Annotated in this window: 15 protein-coding genes; 10 read left to right on the plus strand and 5 right to left on the minus strand. The window is 47.7% G+C overall.

Translation table 11 applies throughout. The annotated features are described in order from the left end of the window. Positions 1–704: 704 nt before the first annotated feature. From HMPREF0240_RS07805 to HMPREF0240_RS07815, 3 genes are all read right to left on the minus strand, one after another. Positions 705–2834 (minus strand): DUF6449 domain-containing protein, encoded by a 2130-nt coding sequence (locus HMPREF0240_RS07805; RefSeq protein ID WP_009002901.1) that lies wholly within the window; start codon positions 2832–2834, stop codon positions 705–707. Then, positions 2809–3711 carry an ABC transporter ATP-binding protein gene (locus tag HMPREF0240_RS07810; RefSeq protein WP_009002902.1) on the minus strand — a complete coding sequence of 301 codons (903 nt, stop codon included), beginning with the start codon at positions 3709–3711 and terminating at the stop codon, positions 2809–2811. Before HMPREF0240_RS07810 ends, HMPREF0240_RS07805 begins: the two co-directional genes overlap by 26 nt. Positions 3712–3833: 122 nt before the next feature. Beyond that, a complete protein-coding gene (locus tag HMPREF0240_RS07815; protein WP_009002903.1) occupies positions 3834–4079 on the minus strand; it encodes a GntR family transcriptional regulator in 246 nt (81 codons plus the stop codon). A 1177-nt stretch (positions 4080–5256) separates the two neighbouring features. On the opposite strand from HMPREF0240_RS07815, the gene HMPREF0240_RS07820 reads away from it, so the two are divergent. From HMPREF0240_RS07820 to folK, 9 genes are all read left to right on the plus strand, one after another. Next, positions 5257–5730 carry an NAD(P)H-dependent oxidoreductase subunit E gene (locus HMPREF0240_RS07820; protein ID WP_009002904.1) on the plus strand — a complete coding sequence of 158 codons (474 nt, stop codon included), beginning with the start codon at positions 5257–5259 and terminating at the stop codon, positions 5728–5730. A 4-nt stretch (positions 5731–5734) separates the two neighbouring features. Further along, the gene (nuoF, locus tag HMPREF0240_RS07825; protein ID WP_009002905.1) at positions 5735–7621 is read left to right on the plus strand and encodes an NADH-quinone oxidoreductase subunit NuoF; all 1887 of its coding nucleotides are present in this window, start codon (positions 5735–5737) and stop codon (positions 7619–7621) included. 12 nt (positions 7622–7633) lie between these two features. Continuing rightward, on the plus strand, positions 7634–9322 hold the full coding sequence (locus HMPREF0240_RS07830) for a [FeFe] hydrogenase, group A (RefSeq protein ID WP_009002906.1): 1689 nt from the start codon (positions 7634–7636) through the stop codon (positions 9320–9322). A 610-nt stretch (positions 9323–9932) separates the two neighbouring features. Continuing rightward, complete coding sequence (locus tag HMPREF0240_RS07835; protein ID WP_035312648.1) at positions 9933–11207, plus strand: class 1 isoprenoid biosynthesis enzyme; 1275 nt, start codon at positions 9933–9935, stop codon at positions 11205–11207. A 131-nt stretch (positions 11208–11338) separates the two neighbouring features. Continuing rightward, positions 11339–12634 (plus strand): folylpolyglutamate synthase/dihydrofolate synthase family protein, encoded by a 1296-nt coding sequence (locus HMPREF0240_RS07840; RefSeq protein WP_009002908.1) that lies wholly within the window; start codon positions 11339–11341, stop codon positions 12632–12634. Further along, the gene (folE, locus tag HMPREF0240_RS07845) at positions 12634–13185 is read left to right on the plus strand and encodes a GTP cyclohydrolase I FolE (RefSeq protein ID WP_347462572.1); all 552 of its coding nucleotides are present in this window, start codon (positions 12634–12636) and stop codon (positions 13183–13185) included. The genes HMPREF0240_RS07840 and folE overlap by 1 nt, the downstream gene beginning before the upstream one ends. A gap of 18 nt (positions 13186–13203) precedes the next feature. Next, on the plus strand, positions 13204–13686 hold the full coding sequence (locus tag HMPREF0240_RS07850; protein WP_009002910.1) for an HD domain-containing protein: 483 nt from the start codon (positions 13204–13206) through the stop codon (positions 13684–13686). Positions 13687–13703: 17 nt separating this feature from the next. Beyond that, positions 13704–14519 carry a dihydropteroate synthase gene (folP, locus tag HMPREF0240_RS07855; protein WP_009002911.1) on the plus strand — a complete coding sequence of 272 codons (816 nt, stop codon included), beginning with the start codon at positions 13704–13706 and terminating at the stop codon, positions 14517–14519. Between the two features lie 11 nt (positions 14520–14530). After that, a complete protein-coding gene (gene folK, locus HMPREF0240_RS07860; protein ID WP_009002912.1) occupies positions 14531–15352 on the plus strand; it encodes a 2-amino-4-hydroxy-6-hydroxymethyldihydropteridine diphosphokinase in 822 nt (273 codons plus the stop codon). Positions 15353–15411: 59 nt separating this feature from the next. Here the strand turns inward: folK and aroA are convergent, their stop codons facing one another. Beyond that, positions 15412–16704, minus strand: a complete 1293-nt coding sequence (aroA, locus tag HMPREF0240_RS07865) for a 3-phosphoshikimate 1-carboxyvinyltransferase (RefSeq protein ID WP_009002913.1) — start codon at positions 16702–16704, stop codon at positions 15412–15414. Positions 16705–16732: 28 nt separating this feature from the next. Next, entirely contained in the window at positions 16733–17827 is a 1095-nt protein-coding gene (locus HMPREF0240_RS07870; protein ID WP_009002914.1) for a prephenate dehydrogenase, read from the minus strand. 218 nt (positions 17828–18045) lie between these two features. Here HMPREF0240_RS07870 and HMPREF0240_RS07875 point away from each other — a divergent pair, with 218 nt between their 5' ends. Beyond that, positions 18046–18321 (plus strand): metal-sensing transcriptional repressor, encoded by a 276-nt coding sequence (locus HMPREF0240_RS07875; RefSeq protein ID WP_009002915.1) that lies wholly within the window; start codon positions 18046–18048, stop codon positions 18319–18321. Positions 18322–18408 lie beyond the last annotated feature (87 nt).

Genomic DNA, 18408 nt, shown 5'->3' on the forward strand with positions numbered 1-18408 from the left:
TGGAAAGGCACCGGCGGCATTCACCCCGCAATTCTGATGAATTGCGCGGCTCAGGCCGCCTTAAACTCTGCTTCGGAAGCAGAGTTTAGCCTTTCCATCCGGCATGGTTTTTATTAAGGATTTGTAAGCGCACTCTATGCTTCCAAAAAGCAGCACAAAACTCTCCCCCCGCAGCCCCTGAAGCCCCGCCGCAGGCAGGCTGAGCGCATCCGGACGGGAGGAAAATAACATCCGGTGGGAATCGCTGGGTGGGGAGGCGGATTGGTGCTGAAATGAAGGTGGGGAGCGGCAGGGGAAGTGTATTGGTTGGCTGCGGATTTTATGATGAATTTTGCAGAGGAAATATAGGGGGAATCAGCAGAAAAATTGTATGTTAAAAAAAGATTTATGATATCTATATTGTAAACGTATTGTGCCTTTCAGTTGATAAAACTTAACTGAATAATAAATGCCTAGAGAGCCAACATAAAGCTCCATTAAATTTATCCTGTAGAGTTTTTGCACCACCAGTCCAACTCAATCCGCAGCTCCCGTCCAGGTTCCCTCCCGGGAAGTGACGGGTAACTTCTGACAGGATGCGTCCAGCTGTGCGGAAGTGGAACAGGGCTCTCCTGGATGCGTCTTTTAGGGCACTTATGCCCTAATTCCGCATCCAGGAGAGCCCTGTTCCACTTCCACACAGCGTCCCCCCTTGCCAACACCCCTCACTCCCCATAAACCGCATAGGAATTAGGATAAGCCTTTCCATTCAGTGTAATTTCTACGGATCCGGTTGGTGTTTTGTAGTTCCCGAGCAGGCCGCTGCACTCGTCATAGCTGATTTGATCCAGGAGTTTCTGGATTTCCTCAGGGCTGGTGACCGGGATTCCGTCACCGAAGGAATAATCGTAGGATGATTTCTGTGCATTAATTGTTGAATAATCGGCTGCAGCATCCTTTGTATATACGCCTCCGCTAACAGTGTTCTCGTTCGGATAGTAGGTCATGACTGCGACATCTTCGGGACTGATTTCGGTCCGGAGTTTATATCCGTACTTTTCAAGCATGCTCAGTGTGTTCGTGTAAGAGCGGTAGATATAAAACTGTCCGAAACGTATATTGGGGACTTGTTTTCCGGATACTTGCTCGGCAGCATATATGTCAGGTATTTCTACCTGAAGCTCACCCAGCGGTGAATCATACTGCAGCTCAGAAATGTCTGCGTTCAGGACATCTTTTTTGTATGCATCCAGCAGCTGATTCTGTTCCTCCTTACTCAGGGTCATAGCAGCAGGCTGGTAATAGAGATCCTGCAGAGAAACCCCTCTGATTTCTTCCTGATTCAGATGGAAGACGGGGAAGAGTTCCTTTCGGTACGTCTCGCTTTCACATGCCTGTTTCAGCGCATTGAGCAGCGCTGTCTTATCAACAGCGTATTGGCGGTATGCGTCTTTCCCGTTTGAGAGTCCGTAACGCATGGTGACAACGGCCGTGTCCTCTGTGTCGGATCCACGATTGATCCATTGAGGGGTAATACCCTGCTTCAGATTTTCTATGCCCTCAGCAGCCAGCTGGTATATAGCCTGGTAATCGGTGATGACAGCGCCGGGCGCATTTAGCTGGTCATAGGATACCCCTTTATAGCTTTCAGGATAGGCGAAATAACCGGAAAAATTATCGGTATATACGGACATATCGGCCAGCTTGTTTTCTTTGGGGAGGTAACTGTCGTATCCAAACAGGTCAAACTGCAGGATACAGAGGATTCCCACTACAGTACAAAGTGAAAGTGCAGATGAAACTTTTCCCGCTAAAAGCTGCCTTAAATCCTGATGATAAATAAATTCGATCAGCAGACAGAGCAGGAGAACCGTAAATATACTGATAAAGATAATCCATAAGGAGCCGCTTCCGCCACTGAATGTATCAATAAACAGGCCAATAAATAATGCTGTCGGCACCGCGATTAGAAACTTGACAACGGGAGCCGATTTGGGAAATGCAAGCGCATTCTCCGCCGCTTCAGCCGGATAATATTTATAGATCAGAAGTGCGGCGCCAAGCAGCACGGCGGCACAAAGAACAGCGCTGATAAGTATCACTGGTGATGCCGTGTGCCGGATAGTGGTGCGTAATATCCATGAAAATAGAGTTGCAGGGGTCATGTATCCGATGATTTCCTGCAGGACGATTGGTGAACGGCTGACCCATGTGCTAAAAAATTTGGCGGCAAGCCCGTCCATTAGAATCGTAATTATGTTTCCGTATACAAGAAGAACCAGTGAAGCAAGCACTCCTGTTACAATGCGTCCGGTCAGAAACATGGCCAATATGCTGGTGTGGTAGCAGATTAGAAAGCCAAGGATTGCTCCCAGCATGGAAAACAGACAGCTTGACAAAACGCTTGTGTTCATAATTCCGTGCGCCTGGCCTATCAGCAGCGCAGAGAGTGCGAACAGCAGATAGGGTACCATAAAGAGGATTATGCCGCTCCAGTAAGAGATGGCAAACCACTGTACGCGTCTGACAGGCATGGAATGGTAGAAATCCTGCTTATCTCTGGAATGCAGATAGGAGAATCCCGTTACTGCACATAAAATAGCCAGAATGATGATCAACCCGGCAAAATACCGGTTGGTATAACCATTGAAAAATCCGGGAAAGGTGCTGCCTGCCCAATTACTGAATTCTTCGCTGCCGGCCTTATACCAGCCCTGCGTCTTTAAGTTGTCAAAGGAAAGCAGAGTATAGACAGGAAGTATCAGAAACAGCAGAACCGCATTTAGGGCAGCAAGCCATCCGCGGTGCCTGATATCGGATTCTATAAATTTAAAGTATGAGATTTTTGATGTCATAGCCGGCTACCTCCGTTTCACTGATAAAGATTTCTTCTAAAGTTAATGGCAGTATTTCTGCAAATACAGGAGACTTTCTATTCACACAGTCAAGAAGGGCTTCTTTTGTGCCCCTTGCGGTAATCAGCATCAGAGAACCGGATTTTTCATACTGCAGAACTGTCAGTTCCTGTAGAAGCTGCTGTTCTCTGGCTTCATCGGGAAGGACGCACTGGATTTTATGGACATGGTATTTCATCTGATCCAGATCCTGGGTGAGAAGAAGCTTCCCCTTGTGCAGCAGGCCGATGCTGTCGCATATATCCTCCAGCTCACGGAGATTATGGGATGCGATGACCGGGGTGAAATCACGCTTCATCAGCTCTGAGGCAAACAGGCTTTTTACAGCCTGGCGCATGACCGGATCCAGCCCGTCAAATGTCTCATCACAGAGCAGATATTTTGTGCCTGTGCAGAGCCCCAGCAGAAGAGAAACCTGCTTTTTCATCCCCTTGGAAAAGGTGTTCAGTTTTCTGGTGAGCGCGATATCCAGTTTTTCAACTAGACTGTCAAAGGCCTTACTGTCGAACTGAGGATAGACCATTGCATAGTAATCCCGCATGGCGGCAGGGGTTGCATTAGGAAAGAAGTAGGCCGAATCCGAGAGAAAGCAGACATTTTCTTTGGCATTTCGATTCTCATAGGCAGTCTGTCCGTCTACCAGAAGAGCCCCACTGTCCGGCTTAAGAATCCCTGAAATCAGGCGCAGAAGAGTACTCTTTCCAGCACCGTTGCTTCCCACAAGGCCAAAGATCATCCCCTCACTGATCGATGCTGTGACATGATCTATTGCATGGATATTCTGGAACGTCTTGTCTATATTATTTAATTCAATCATGCAGAACCTCCTTTTTATAAAACTGGTCAATAAAATGGCTGCATTCTTCAAGTGTAACTCCGATTTCCCTGCCATAAAAGACCAGGTTTTTCAGATCTTCAAAAAATGCAAGCTTTTTCTGCTTAGCGAGCTGGCCAGTGCCTGAAACAAAATTGCCCCTTCCTTTTACCGGATATATAACCCTGCTGCTCCAGTTGGGCGTAAGCCTTCTGGATTGTATTCGGATTAATGGACAGCTGAAGGGCAAGGGAACGGACGGAGGGCATCTGGTCGTCTGGTTTTAATACGCCTTTTAAAATGAGCATCTGGAAACGTTCCACGATCTGCTCATAGATTGGCGTTCTGCTTTGATAATCAATGTTTATCATGCGGACCTCCTGAATGGGTAGTGTGTGAAGTGTACTAATTCAAATAATACACTTAATGTAACATATCGGCCAGTATATGTCAAATCAGAATCTAGTTAACGAGCTTTAGCCTCGTTGACGGACGGGGGCGCTTCATGAAGGGATAGCCGTGAGCCTCCAGAAGAACATACCTGTCCTTTCAAAAATGCGGACACGGACCTAAGAAATTCCAGGCGGGAAACAGCCGCGAAAATGGAGCACAGCTGACACATCACGCGAAATCCGATGATTTCCCGCGCTGGGTCAGCTGATTTTTTGATTCGGAATCAAAAAATCTCTCCATTTTCATGGCTATTTCCCACCAGGAATTTCTAAGGTTCGTTTTAGCGTTTTTGAAAGGACAGGTATGTTCTTCTGGAGGCTCACGGCTATCCCTTCATGAAGCTTGGTGCATCCAGCGGGAAGAGTAAATTCGCCCCCTGGGGTGGGGCCTCAAACGGGGGCAGCGGATGGAAATTGAATCGGTGTAACTTTTAAATCCCCAGTAGGTTATTAAAGATATGGGCGGATATAACTTAAAAATCATTCAACTTCATAACGTATAAAAACAATTAAAACCTTACTGGAGATATTCAAGCTCCATCAATTCAATCTCCATCCGCCGCCCCGGTCTGAGCCCCCAACCGTAAAACGAATCTTTCCTGCCGTCCGGATGCACCAGCTTACCGGGAGCCGGGACGGGCTGTGAAAAGCACCTGTCCTGTTGGAAATGCTTTTAGCGAGCATAGCAGCAGTTAGAGGAAATCCGCAAAATCGGCCGGAAAAAAGCTGCTTCCGAAGCAGCTTTTTAAAACGCCTGAGGCGTTTAATCACCAGATTAAACGGTGAATGCGTTTGGTTCCGGCTGATTTTGCGGATTTCCTCTTACTGCTGCTTGGCGCAGCGGCCGTATTTCCAACAGGACAGGTGCTTTTCACAGCCCGTCCCGGTTTCCGGTAAGCGTCCCCCTCCGCCCGCCCCCAAGACTGAAGCTCATGTACTTTATGAAATATTCGTGGGAAATGTTGTTTTTTCTATTGATTAAAAGGTGTATTTACCATATAATGAACAGTGATTGATAAAATTTTAACTATATCATACAAAAGTACAGTTTATAAGGTTTTTGAGGTCTTATAAACACAGTTTAAGGAGGTATCTCATGTTAGATCAGACCTACTATGACAAGGCAGATGAAATCATAGCGTCACATGGGGCAGAACAGGCATCACTGATTCCTATTATTCAGGACATTCAGACGGAATACCGTTACCTGCCGCCTGAGCTTTTGAGTTATGTGGCAGGGAAGCTTGGGATTAATGAAGCAAAGGCTTACAGTGTAGCAACATTTTATGAGAATTTTTCTTTTGAACCAAAAGGAAAATATATCATTAAGGTATGTGACGGAACAGCCTGTCATGTGCGTAAATCGATTCCGATCCTGGATCGGCTTTATAGCGAGCTGGGGCTTTCCAAAGAAAAAGCAACAACAGACGATATGCTGTTTACGCTGGAAACAGTTTCCTGTCTTGGAGCCTGCGGGCTGGCACCGGTACTGACGGTGAATGACAAGGTATATCCGGCGATGACACCGGATACGGCAGCTGATTTAATTCGCGAGTTGAGAGGAGCTTAAAAGTATGGAAAGAATTGGAAATAGAGAAGCTCTCGGACAGGTTCGTGAAGCTTCGAAAGCACGGATAGAAGACAGTAAATGCAGAGTGCTGATTTGTGCGGGTACAGGATGTCTGGCAGGCGGCTCCGGCGATATTTACAAGAGAATGTGTGAACTGGTAGAGGAGAATCCGGATGTGGAAGTACATTTCGGAGAAGAGATTGCACATGGTGACGGGGAAATCGGCATTAAGAAAAGCGGATGCCATGGGTTCTGTGAGATGGGACCTCTGATGAGAATCGAACCGCAGGGAATTTTGTATACAAAGGTACAGCTTGAGGATTGCGATGAGATCTTCCACCGGACCATTGAAAAGGGAGAGCCGATCAGGCATCTGTTATTCAAGCAGGACGGGATCGAGTACCAGAAGCAGGACGAGATTCCATTTTATAAAAAACAGACAAGAAATGTCCTGAAAAACTGCGGGCAGATTGATGCTGAACATATACAGGAGTATATTTCCACGGGTGGATATGAGGCGCTGGAGAAGGTGCTGTTTAATATGAAGCCGGAGGAAGTCATCCAGGAGATCACGGAATCCAATCTGCGCGGACGCGGGGGCGGCGGTTTCCAGACCGGTTATAAGTGGTCACAGGTTGCAAGACAGCAGGAAAAAGAGCGTTACGTAGTCTGTAACGGTGATGAGGGAGATCCGGGTGCATTTATGGACCGAAGCATCATGGAAGGTGACCCTCATAAGATGATAGAAGGAATGATGATTGCGGCTTACGCTGTGGGAGCATCAGAGGGGTACATCTATGTACGTGCAGAATATCCTCTGGCAATCAGCCGTTTGAAACTGGCAATTGCACAGGCTGAAGAGTGTGGACTGCTGGGAGATGACATTCTGGGAACCGGTTTTTCCTTCCACTTACATATCAACAGAGGCGCAGGTGCATTTGTCTGTGGAGAAGGAAGCGCTCTGACAGCATCTATAGAAGGAAACCGCGGTATGCCGCGTGTTAAACCTCCAAGAACTGTAGAACAGGGACTGTTCGCGAAACCGACGGTACTGAACAACGTAGAAACATTTGCAAACGTACCCATGATTATTAACGAAGGTGCGGATTGGTTTAAGAGCATCGGACCGGAGAGCAGCCCCGGAACGAAGGCATTTGCCCTCACAGGAAGCGTTAAGCATACCGGACTGATTGAGGTTCCGATGGGAACTACCCTCCGCGAGGTTATTTATGATATCGGCGGCGGAATCAAAGGAGACGGAGAATTTAAGGCGGTACAGATCGGCGGACCATCCGGCGGATGTCTGATTACGCCTCATCTGGATATCAATCTGGATTTCGATTCCCTGAAGAAGATGGGAGCCATGATTGGATCCGGCGGGCTGGTTGTCATGGACGATCATACCTGTATGGTAGAAGTCGCAAGATTCTTCATGAACTTTACCCAGAACGAGAGCTGCGGAAAATGTGTTCCGTGCCGTGAAGGTACGAAGCGTATGCTGGAGATTCTGGAAAGAATCGTTGCCGGAAACGGAAAAATGGAAGACCTGGATCTTCTGGAAGAACTGGCAAATACAATTACGGATACCGCACTGTGTGGCCTGGGCAAAAGCGCGGCACTGCCTGTTGTCAGTACGCTGAAGCTGTTCAGAGAAGAGTACGAGCAGCATGTAGTTGAAAAGAAATGTGTATCCCATAACTGTACGGCAATGAGGCAGTTTATCATCAGTGCCGAACGCTGCAAGGGATGTTCCAAGTGTGCGAGAAACTGTCCGGTAGGAGCCATCAGCGGACAGATCAAAGAACCATATGTCATTGATAATGAAAAATGTATTAAGTGCGGTGCCTGCGAGAGCGCCTGTGCATTTGGTGCGATACATATTGAAGGGTAGGAGGAAACGAACATGAGTTATATGACAATCAACAACAGAAGGGTCGCCTTTACGAATGAAAAGAATGTTCTTTCCGTCATCCGCAGATCGGGAATTGACCTTCCTACTTTCTGCTATCATTCAGAACTTTCCACTTACGGCGCCTGTCGTATGTGCGTAGTAGAAGATGACAGAGGAAGAATATTTGCATCCTGCTCCGAGACACCACGGGACGGAATGGTGATTTATACAAACACGCCAAGGCTGCAGCATCACAGAAAGATGATCATTGAGCTGCTTCTGGCTTCCCATTGCCGTGACTGTACAACCTGTGCAAAAAATGGTGTCTGTACACTGCAGAAGCTGTCCAGACAGCTCGGAATCATGGACGTGCGGTTCGAAAACAACAAAAAGCAGCTGGAAAGAGATACCACATCCGAATGCGTTGTGAGAGATCCGAATAAGTGTATACTTTGCGGTGACTGTGTCAGAACCTGTGATGAGATTCAGGGCCTGGGTATCCTGGATTTTGCTTTCCGCGGTTCCAAGATGCAGGTGACACCGGCATTTAATAAAGACCTGGCACAGACGGACTGTGTAGGCTGCGGACAGTGCCGTGCGGTATGTCCGACGGGTGCGATCACAATCAAACAGAACGTAGAACCGGTATGGCATGCGCTGTGTGATAAGAATACCCGTGTAGTTGTTCAGATTGCTCCGGCAGTCCGTGTGGCGATCGGGGACAAGTTCGGCATCAAAAAAGGGGAAAATGTACTGGGACGCCTTGTGGCAGCTCTGCGCCGCATCGGTTTTGACGAAGTATACGACACGAACTTTGGTGCGGATCTGACTGTTATGGAGGAATCCAAAGAACTGCTGGAACGCCTGGAGTCAGGGGAGAACCTTCCGCTTTTCACTTCATGCTGTCCGGCATGGGTGAAGTTCTGCGAAAAGAAATATCCTGAGTTTCGAAAGAATATTTCATCCTGTCGTTCTCCGCAGGAGATGTTCGGAGCACTGATTAAGGAAGAGGCGCGCATGAAGGCAGAAGAGGACACCAGAAAGACTATGGTGATTTCGATTATGCCATGTACGGCAAAAAAAGCGGAAATTACAAGACCTGAGCACTTTACGGACGGAGAGCAGAATGTGGACTATGTTCTGACTACCACTGAGGTTACCCGTATGATTCAGGAAGCCGGAATCGACCTTGCACAGGTGAAGCCGGAAGCGCTGGATATGCCGTTCGGCCTGTCATCCGGTGCCGGAGCAATCTTCGGAGTAACCGGCGGTGTTACAGAAGCAGTGCTGCGTCGTCTTGTAAACAGCAACAGATCAGAGGATCTGGAAGCAATCAGCTTTACCGGAGTGCGCGGTGTGGACGGTATCAAGGAAGCTAAGGTAAAACTGGGAGACAGAGAAGTAAAAATTGCGGTTGTGAATGGCCTGAAATCTGCATCCGAAGTGCTGGATAAGATGAAAGCAGGAGAGGTGTACTATGATTTCGTGGAAGTCATGGCATGTAAGAGAGGATGTATCGCCGGAGGCGGACAGCCGGTGCCGATCGGACCTAGAACGAAGAAGGCAAGACTGGAAGGGCTTTATAAGATCGACAGCCTGGCACAGATCAAATTGTCAAACCAGAATCCTATTGTAATGTCGGCTTATGATGGGATACTGAAAGGGAAAGAACATAAACTGCTTCATAATAAAGTGAATTAGCGAACAGACCGGGGAGACGGTGATTAGGGCGTCCGCCTCTTTGTACCTGAGGATGCGGCGCCGGGCGGAAGATCTGCCTGTGCCTGCGGATGCCGGGCGTTTAGCCTAGTTTACGTAGGGATAAAATAGAAAAATCTGATGGAACCGGCGACATGCAGCCCCCAATTTGATAATTGGGGGCCTTAGTCGCCTCAGACTTTGCTTGGTAAAGCAAAGTCTGTCCATCGGATTTTTCTATTTTATCCCAACGTAAACACGGCACACTTTAGGTATCCGCAGGCACAGGCAGACCTTCCGCCCGGCGCCGCATCCTCAGGTACAAAGAGGCGGGCGCCCTAATCACCTTTGAGTGGCTGTTCGGGAGGGGATTCTGAACGGGGGAGGACGGATGGGGCTGGACACCAAGAGCTCTTTAGGCATCCGCACATACTGTGCCTTTGTTGTCTTTGGGGGAATATCATGGTATACTGCTTTCATGGGATTTTTCATGGAGACTCTTTTCCTGAGCCGTTTTTGGGGCGAAAAGCTTTGAATTGATTTTAGGTGAAGTTGTGATAAGAGGAGAATAATACAGTGTTATAATTACTGGTGGTGACAGGAGGATGCGGGTATGGAAAAGTGGGAAACGGTTCTGGAGGATGATCTGTATGGGGTTGCTGCGGCGGTAAAGTCGGTGACGGATATCTGGAAGACGATTTCTGTGGAGGTGGACGGGGAGATGTTTCGGAGTGTTTCTGCGCGGGAACAGGGTGAGAATGATACGCGGTGCAGGGAAGTCTGGGGGCGGATGAACGGACTTTTGAAGAGTTTTCCTCAGGCTGTCTATGGGCAGAAGATGTGGCGGGAGAAGGTGGAGAAGGTTTTGGATGACGCTATGGATAAGGATGTGATGTTTCAGTTGGGACAGCTTCCGGGGAATGTGAGAAGCGGGTTTTTGGAGGCAACGCGGACTTTTATACGGCATACGAGGGTGTTTGACAGGGGACTGGTACTGGATGATCTGGGACAGGCACTGAGAAATTATTTTGTCTTTTTTATGCTGTGTCTGGCAGATGATTCGGACAGGTGGTTCCACGAGGCAATCTGGGGATACAGCCTGCTTTATCCCTATACGGATAATTTTCTGGACGGCGATAAAACGGGCAGGGAAAAGGCAGCGTTTAATTTCAGGCTGGAGCAGAAGTTAAAAGGCTTGGAAACAAAGGCCGGGGAGGAACTGGAAGAGAAGGTTTTTTCTATGGTTGAGGCGATCGAGAGTGTATATCCGAGAAAAATATTCGGCGGGTTGTATGATTTCCTGCTGATGATTTATGATGCGCAGATAAAAAGCCTTCAGCAGCAGGGGGAGACAGAAAAAACGGCGGAAGAGCTTCTGATCATGTCGGCCTATAAAGGCGGGGCATCTATTTATGTGGATCAGTGTATGATTGACGGATATTTGAAGCAGAAGGATATCCTGTTTCTAACGGGCTTTGGCCTTTTTCTTCAGCTTGCGGATGATTTGCAGGATGTGGAGGAGGATGCTGTGAACGGGCATCAGACATTGATGACTCTGAGTGCGGAAGAAGGTACGCTGGATGAGGTGGTGGGACGGCTGCTGTCATTTCTGAAATATGTATTTGAAAATTACTGGACCGGAGAGGAAACGTACAAAGGTTTTGTGCTGGATAATAGTGTCCAGCTGATTATTATGTCTGTGTTTCAGCAAGGAAAGTATTTTTCAGAAGATTTTATAAAGCAGATATCGGAATGGTCTGTCCTGCCCGGCAGTTTTTTTGCATGGATGGCAGAGGAAAATACGAAAAACAGTGAGAACATGCAGGATAGCCCGATGAATGTGATGGACATTCTGGATGTCTGGAGCCAGGCGCCTACTGTGGGGTAAGGAAGGCATAAAAAACGGCGGGGAAGGATGATAATTTTCTCTTGTGATAAAATGCATTTAGTGCTATGATTGACAGCAGTGGTATGAAATACTGCTTACAATAATACATATAGGGAAAGGAAACGGGAAACGTGACCTATAAAGAAGCAAGGGTATATTTGGACGAAGTGTCGAAATACGGAAGTGTACTTGGCTTGGATACGATTCGAGGTCTGTTGCGTGAGCTTGAGAATCCTCAGGATGACCTGAAGTTCATACATATTGCAGGAACGAATGGCAAGGGATCTGTGCTTGCATACACTTCAACAATTTTAAGTGAGGCAGGGTACAGAACCGGCAGATATGTATCACCAACAGTGGTTTCCTATTTGGAACGGATTCAGATAGACGGAGAGTGGATACCGGAAGATGAGTTCGCAGAATTAGTGGAAGAAGTTAAGAAAGCTATTGCACGCATGGAAGCCAAAGGTGAGGCCAGCCCCACTGTTTTTGAGGCAGAGACGGCAGTAGCTTTTTTGTATTTCAGAAAAAGGAAATGCAATATTGTAGTTCTGGAAACCGGACTGGGAGGCCTGCTGGATGCTACGAATATTGTGAAAAATACAGAGATTGCCGTATTTTCCTCTATCAGCAGAGACCATATGGGATTCCTGGGAGAAACTCTGGAAGAAATAGCAGCAAATAAAGCCGGGATTATAAAGCCAGGCTGCACGGTTGTCACTTCACTGCAGAAGCCGGAAGTGATGGACGTACTCAGCCGGAAGGCGGAAGAGATGAAGTGCAGGATGTACATTCTGTATCCTGAGGAGGCTGAGATTATAGAAGAAAACTGGGATGAGCAGAGATTTTCATACCGGGACTGGAAAAATATCAGGATTTTCCTGGCCGGCAGATACCAGATTGCGAATGCAGTGACGGTACTGGGCGTAATCAGGGCACTGAGAAGCAGAGGATATGAGATCTCAAAGCGGGACGTGATGGCAGGATTTGAGAAGACCGTCTGGCCGGGGCGGCTGACCTGTATCAGCCGGGAGCCACTGGTAATCGTTGACGGCGCACACAATGAAGAGGCGGCTCTAAAGCTGCAGGAGTCTGTGGAACAGTATTTCCGGGGCAGACGTCTGATTTTCATTATGGGAGTATTCCGGGATAAGGAATATGAGAAAATAGGGTCAATTATGGGCCCTCTGGCCGAAAAGATATACACAGTGGAACTTCCGGATACGGGCAGGACTCTGGGAGCCGGTGAACTGGAGCAGGCATTGAAGCCTTACTGCCCGGATGTAAAAGCCGTGTGCGGGATAGAACAGGCTGTGAGGGAGGCCTGTGCTTCTGCCGAAAAAGAAGATGTAATACTGGCATTCGGTTCTCTGTCCTATCTGGGGCAGGTTATGGAACTGGTTGAGGATATGGGAGAGAAGATATGATAGATCAGGAAAAGATAAAACAGGCAGTGAGGCTTCTTCTGGAAGGAATAGGGGAAGATACCGGCAGAGAGGGCTTAAAGGAGACTCCGGACCGTATCGCGCGGATGTACGGGGAAATATATGGCGGAACGGATGAAGATGCTGCAGTGCATTTGAAAAAGACATTTCACGTAGATAATAACGAAATCGTGGTAGAAAAGGATATTACCTTTTATTCGACTTGTGAGCATCATCTTCTTCCCTTTTATGGGAAGGCGCATATTGCATATATTCCCGACGGCAAGGTAGTGGGATTAAGCAAACTGGCCAGAACGGTGGAAGTATTTGCAAGAAGGCTTCAGCTTCAGGAGCAGCTGACAGGGCAGATTGCGGATGCGCTGATGGAACATTTGAAGCCCAGAGGCGTACTCGTGATGATCGAGGCGGAGCACATGTGCATGACAATGCGGGGAATAAAAAAGCCGGGGAGCCAGACCATGACGATTGTCAAGAGAGGTGCATTTCTGGACAATCCGGAGCTGACCAATCTGTTTTTCCAGATAATCAGATAGCAGACGGGAGTTTGATTTATGAAAGAAATAGAATTAATCAGAAAGCATCCGCTGTATTTAACATCGTACCGCAGGCTGGAAGAAGCCGAACAAAACCGGCAGTTCTGCAGGCACCAGATGCCGCATCTGCTGGATGTGGCCCGGATTGCCTATATCCAAAACCTGGAGAAGGGACTTGGACTGAAAAAAGAGATCATTTATGCAGCGGCGATTCTGCATGATATCGGCAAGGCATGTCAGTATGAAGAAGGCATTCCGCATGAAATAGCCGGAAAAGAGGCGGCAGAAGTGATACTGGAAGGCGCGGATGTATTTACTATGGAAGAAAGGCAGATAATACTGCAGGCAATTCTGGAACACAGGCGGAGAAGCGATCATATGACTGTACTTGGCAGGCTGCTTTATGAGAGTGACAAGCTATCCAGGGCATGCTATGCGTGTCCCGCGGAAAAGGAATGCAACTGGAGCAGTGAGAAAAAGAATACAGAGATAAAATGGTGAAGGGACTGATATAAAAGATGAGAATAGGCAGCAGAGAGTTTGACACAGAACATCGTACATACATCATGGGAATTCTGAATGTAACACCGGATTCCTTTTCTGACGGAGGAAAATACAATGATCTGGATGCGGCGATTCGCCATGCACAGGAACTGGTGCAGGACGGTGCGGACATCCTGGATGTGGGCGGAGAGTCAACGCGCCCGGGGCACGTCAGGATCACGGAGGAGGAAGAGATCGGGAGAGTCGTGCCGGTGATTGAAAAACTGAATCGGGAGTTTGATATTCCGGTTTCTATAGACACTTACAAAAGCAGCGTAGCAGAGGCAGCACTTCAGGCCGGTGCCTCACTTGTTAATGATATATGGGGACTTAAATACGACGACAGGATGGCGGAGGTGATTGCAACGCATCAGGCAGCTTGCTGTCTGATGCACAACCGGGAGAAAGCGGAATATTTAAACTTCCTGCCGGAGGTGCTGATGGACCTGCAGAAGAGCGTAGACATTGCGAGAAGAGCTGGTATTGCAAAAGATAAGATTATCCTTGATCCAGGAGTTGGTTTCGGAAAAACGTATGAGATGAACCTGGAAATCATAAAAGAACTGAACCGGCTGAAATTCATGGAATATCCTATTTTGCTGGGGACATCGAGAAAGTCGGTGATTGGCCTGACACTGGATTTGCCGTCTGATCAGCGGGAAGAGGGAACTCTTGTGACGACCGTGCTGGGAATATTGAGTGGATGCGCATTTGTGCGGGTGCACGATGTAAAGGGGAACAAACGGGCTATTCAGATGGCGGAAGCCATTCTGAGAGAACATGAGATATAGAGGGACGGAATATGGATCAGATTAGAATAGAAAACCTGGAGGTATTTGCCAATCACGGGGTATTTCCGGAGGAAAATGTGCTGGGGCAGAAGTTCCTGATCTCAGCGGTTCTGTATACAGACACAAGACGCGCCGGTAAGACGGATGACCTGACGTCATCGATCCATTATGGGGAAGTCAGCCAGTTTATTAATTCCTATATGAGGAAGCATACCTATAAATTGATTGAGCGGGCGGCAGAATGTCTGGCGGAAGAGCTGCTGAAAAGTACAGCGCATCTGGAGAAGATAGAGCTGGAAGTGAAAAAGCCGTGGGCGCCCGTGGGCCTTCCCGTGGAATATGTTTCTGTTAAGATTGTGAGGCAGTGGCACACTGCATACATTGCTCTGGGCTCTAATATGGGAGATAAGGAAGAATATCTGAATACCGCTGTAAGAATGCTGGATGGCGCAGAGGGGTGCCGGGTGGTCAGAAAGTCCACATGGCTTGTTACTCCGCCTTATGGCATGACGGAGCAGGATGATTTCCTGAACGGCTGCCTGGAACTGAGGACACTGCTGTCCCCGGCAGAACTTCTGGAGGAGATGCATAAGATCGAACAAAATGCCGGCCGGGAGCGGATCATACACTGGGGACCCAGGACGCTGGATCTGGATATTATCTTTTACGATGACCTGATTATGGAAACGGAAACATTGTGCATTCCCCATGTGGAGATGCATAAACGTGATTTTGTCCTCAGGCCCCTGCATGAGATCGCGCCTTACAAACACCACCCAGGAAACGGAAAGACCGTGCGGGAGCTGCTGGAGGAGATTCAGCAGACAGAATAAAAAAAGTTTTTATTGGAACAGACGTCCGCAGTATCTGCAGCCAGCGCCAACTTATCGGACTACAGTAATTGTTCGAAGGTATCGTAAAATGTTGGATAAGATACATCCACGCAGTGGCTGTCCAGTATATTTGTATTGCCATCTGCGACAAGGGCTGCAATACTGAACGCCATGGCAATTCTGTGATCCAGAAGTGTATGAATCGTGGCTCCGTGAAGCGGTTTTCCCCCTTCAATGATCATGCCGTCAAATGTTGGGGTAACTTCACACCCCATGGCTCTCAGATTATCTGTGACAGTCTCGATTCTGTCGGTTTCTTTCACTTTCAGTTCAGCGGCATCGCGGATAACAGTAGTTCCTTCCGCCATGGCAGCCATGACTGAGATGACCGGAATTTCATCAATTAGTGTCGGAATGATATCCCCTTCTACAGTGGTTCCGTGAAGACGGCTCGTGCGTACCAGGATGTCGGCTATTTTCTCGCCGCCCTCGGTACGCTCGTTCAAAAGTGTGATGTCTCCGCCCATATCTTCACATACCTTCAGAATCCCAGCGCGCGTCGGATTAATACCGGTGTTTTTGATCAGGATCTCAGAATCCGGAACAAGCAGTCCGGCAGCGATGAAATATGCCGCAGAGGAAATGTCCCCGGGTACTGTTATCTTCCTGCCGTATAATTCTTCACAGGGACGAAGGGATGCCGTTGCTTTCGTGCTGTCAAGATCATGTGTTGTGGTTATATCTGCACCGAATTCGGCAAGCATAAGTTCGGTGTGGTTGCGTGACAGGATTGGCTCTGTGACGGCAGTCTCACTGTCTGCATACAGGCCGGCAAGCAGGACGCATGATTTGACCTGGGCCGAGGCAACCGGAGATTCGTAGTGTATGCCGTGGAGATCCCCTTTTGTAATGTACAGCGGCGCGCAGCCGTTGCGAAGGATGCTGGATATATTTGCCCCCATCAGGGTCAGTGGTTCTATGATCCGCTTCATGGGACGGGAGTTCAGCGATTCATCTCCGGAGAGTTTGGAATCAAATGACTGTCCTGACAGAATCCCCGAGATAAGCCGTGTTGTTGTACCGCTGTTTCCTACATCCAGAATCTCTTTAGGGGCAGACAGGCCGCGGAGGCCTTTTCCATGTACAGTAATGGTATCTTTAGACTGCTGAATATCAATTCCCATTTTCCGAAAGCAGTCAATGGTAGCCAGACAGTCGGCGCCTTCCAGAAAATTATGAATCTCGGTTATTCCCTTCGCAATGGAGCCGAACATAACACAGCGGTGGGAGATGGATTTGTCACCTGGAATGTTCACTTCCCCTTTTAATCCTGTAATATTAGTTAATTCCATTTCTTAATAATCCTTTCTCTTATGCAGCTTACACTTCGTAGACGATATAGCGGTATTTTTTCAGGAGTTCGGCCGCTTTGGCGGAAGAACTCTCATCGTAGAATTCGATGCGCAGAACGCCCTCTTCAAATTCACGGTTATGTACGATGCCGATATTCTTAATGCTGATATTATTGCTGGCTAATATGGTTGCAATAGTGGCAATTCCTCCAGCCTCATCAATGATATCACAGTACACGGCAAAGAGCTTCTTGATAGGTCCGGCAGAGCTGTTGGGCATGGAATCCCGATAATCCTTGGAAGATTCAAACAGGGAATACAGGTCTTTTTCAGCGCCTTCATCCACGGACTCCTTTGCACGTTTTAGAACTTCTATATAATCCCCCAGAATCCGGGAAATATTTTCCTGGTTTTTGAGACAGATCTGCTGCCACATGACGGGGGAGGAAGAAGCGATTCGCGTAATATCCTTAAAACCACCTGCAGCCAGGTTCTTCATCAGTTCATTCTCCGTATCGGTATCCCGGACAAAATTAACCAGGCTGGATGCGATAATATGCGGAAGGTGGCTGATCGTCCCTGTAATATAATCGTGTTCCTTATAGTCCAGTATAATAGGAAGCGCCTTCAGCGACTCGACAAAACTTTTATATTCCGCAACCTTTTCTTCTTTTACTTTCGCTGAGGGGGTCAGGATATAATAGGCATTCTCAATCAGCACAGGCTTGGAGTTTACGAATCCGCTTTTTTCAGAGCCTGCCATGGGGTGTCCGCCGATAAAATTATCTTCCAGTCCCAGCCGGATAATCTCTTCATGAATAGAAGTCTTTACGCTTCCCACATCAGTCAGGATGCAGCCCGGATGGATATACTCCTTAAGCTGAGTGAGATATGCAGTATTATAAGCGATAGGAGCGCAGAGAAAAATGTAACTGCACTCTCTGAAATTCTCATCAATGGAAGAACAGGAAGTCTGAATGGTTCCTTCCTGGACTGCAAGAGCCAGTGTCTCTTTACTTTTGTCAAAGGCCAGAAGCTCATAGTCAGGGTAGTACTGCCGGATCGCCTTGGCGATAGAACCACCGATCAGGCCGAGGCCGATGAAACCAATTTTTTTAGTCATGGTGATTAAGTCCTTTCAGTAAAATCATATGTAAAACATACAAAAACAGTTTAACACCTCGGCACAAAAAAGTAAATAAGAAGGGGACGCCTGACAGGAGGCTGTTTGCTGCAGTATTGTAACAGTTCAGACAAGTCTAAACTGTTACGCAGCATTGACATTACTGCTTTTTGGATATAGTATATACAAGTACCCCTTATGGTATTGGAGGAATCAGAATGAAACAGTGTATGGATGCCGATAACCTGCATCGGCGGCTAAAGAAAATTATTGGACAGGTTCAGGCGATCGACCGGATGATTGATGAGGATATCCCATGCGAAGATGTTCTGGCCCAGATTAATGCTGCAAAATCTGCGCTCCACAAAGCAGGGCAGGTGGTTTTAGAGGGACATATCAAGCATTGTGTCCGGGATGGGATTGAACATGGCGATGCAGATCAGACGATTGCCAGCTTTACAAAGGCTGTGGAGCGTTTTGCTAATATGAATTAAATAATGTATGAAAGAAGCCAGCCAGTCAATACGGATGGCTTCTTTTTTATTCCCTTGACAGCCTATACCCCTATAGGTATAATATAC

The sequence above is a fragment of the Clostridium sp. D5 genome, from assembly GCF_000190355.1.
GTDB classification, from domain to species: Bacteria; Bacillota; Clostridia; order Lachnospirales; family Lachnospiraceae; genus Faecalicatena; species Faecalicatena fissicatena_A.

Coding starts and splice junctions, on each gene's coding strand:
- HMPREF0240_RS07805 (WP_009002901.1), bottom strand. CDS start 2,834: ATGACATCAAAAATCTCATACTTTAAATTTATAGAATCCGATATCAGG.
- HMPREF0240_RS07810 (WP_009002902.1), bottom strand. CDS start 3,711: ATGATTGAATTAAATAATATAGACAAGACGTTCCAGAATATCCATGCA.
- HMPREF0240_RS07815 (WP_009002903.1), bottom strand. CDS start 4,079: ATGATAAACATTGATTATCAAAGCAGAACGCCAATCTATGAGCAGATC.
- HMPREF0240_RS07820 (WP_009002904.1), top strand. CDS start 5,257: ATGTTAGATCAGACCTACTATGACAAGGCAGATGAAATCATAGCGTCA.
- nuoF (WP_009002905.1), top strand. CDS start 5,735: ATGGAAAGAATTGGAAATAGAGAAGCTCTCGGACAGGTTCGTGAAGCT.
- HMPREF0240_RS07830 (WP_009002906.1), top strand. CDS start 7,634: ATGAGTTATATGACAATCAACAACAGAAGGGTCGCCTTTACGAATGAA.
- HMPREF0240_RS07835 (WP_035312648.1), top strand. CDS start 9,933: ATGGAAAAGTGGGAAACGGTTCTGGAGGATGATCTGTATGGGGTTGCT.
- HMPREF0240_RS07850 (WP_009002910.1), top strand. CDS start 13,204: ATGAAAGAAATAGAATTAATCAGAAAGCATCCGCTGTATTTAACATCG.
- folP (WP_009002911.1), top strand. CDS start 13,704: ATGAGAATAGGCAGCAGAGAGTTTGACACAGAACATCGTACATACATC.
- folK (WP_009002912.1), top strand. CDS start 14,531: ATGGATCAGATTAGAATAGAAAACCTGGAGGTATTTGCCAATCACGGG.
- aroA (WP_009002913.1), bottom strand. CDS start 16,704: ATGGAATTAACTAATATTACAGGATTAAAAGGGGAAGTGAACATTCCA.
- HMPREF0240_RS07870 (WP_009002914.1), bottom strand. CDS start 17,827: ATGACTAAAAAAATTGGTTTCATCGGCCTCGGCCTGATCGGTGGTTCT.
- HMPREF0240_RS07875 (WP_009002915.1), top strand. CDS start 18,046: ATGAAACAGTGTATGGATGCCGATAACCTGCATCGGCGGCTAAAGAAA.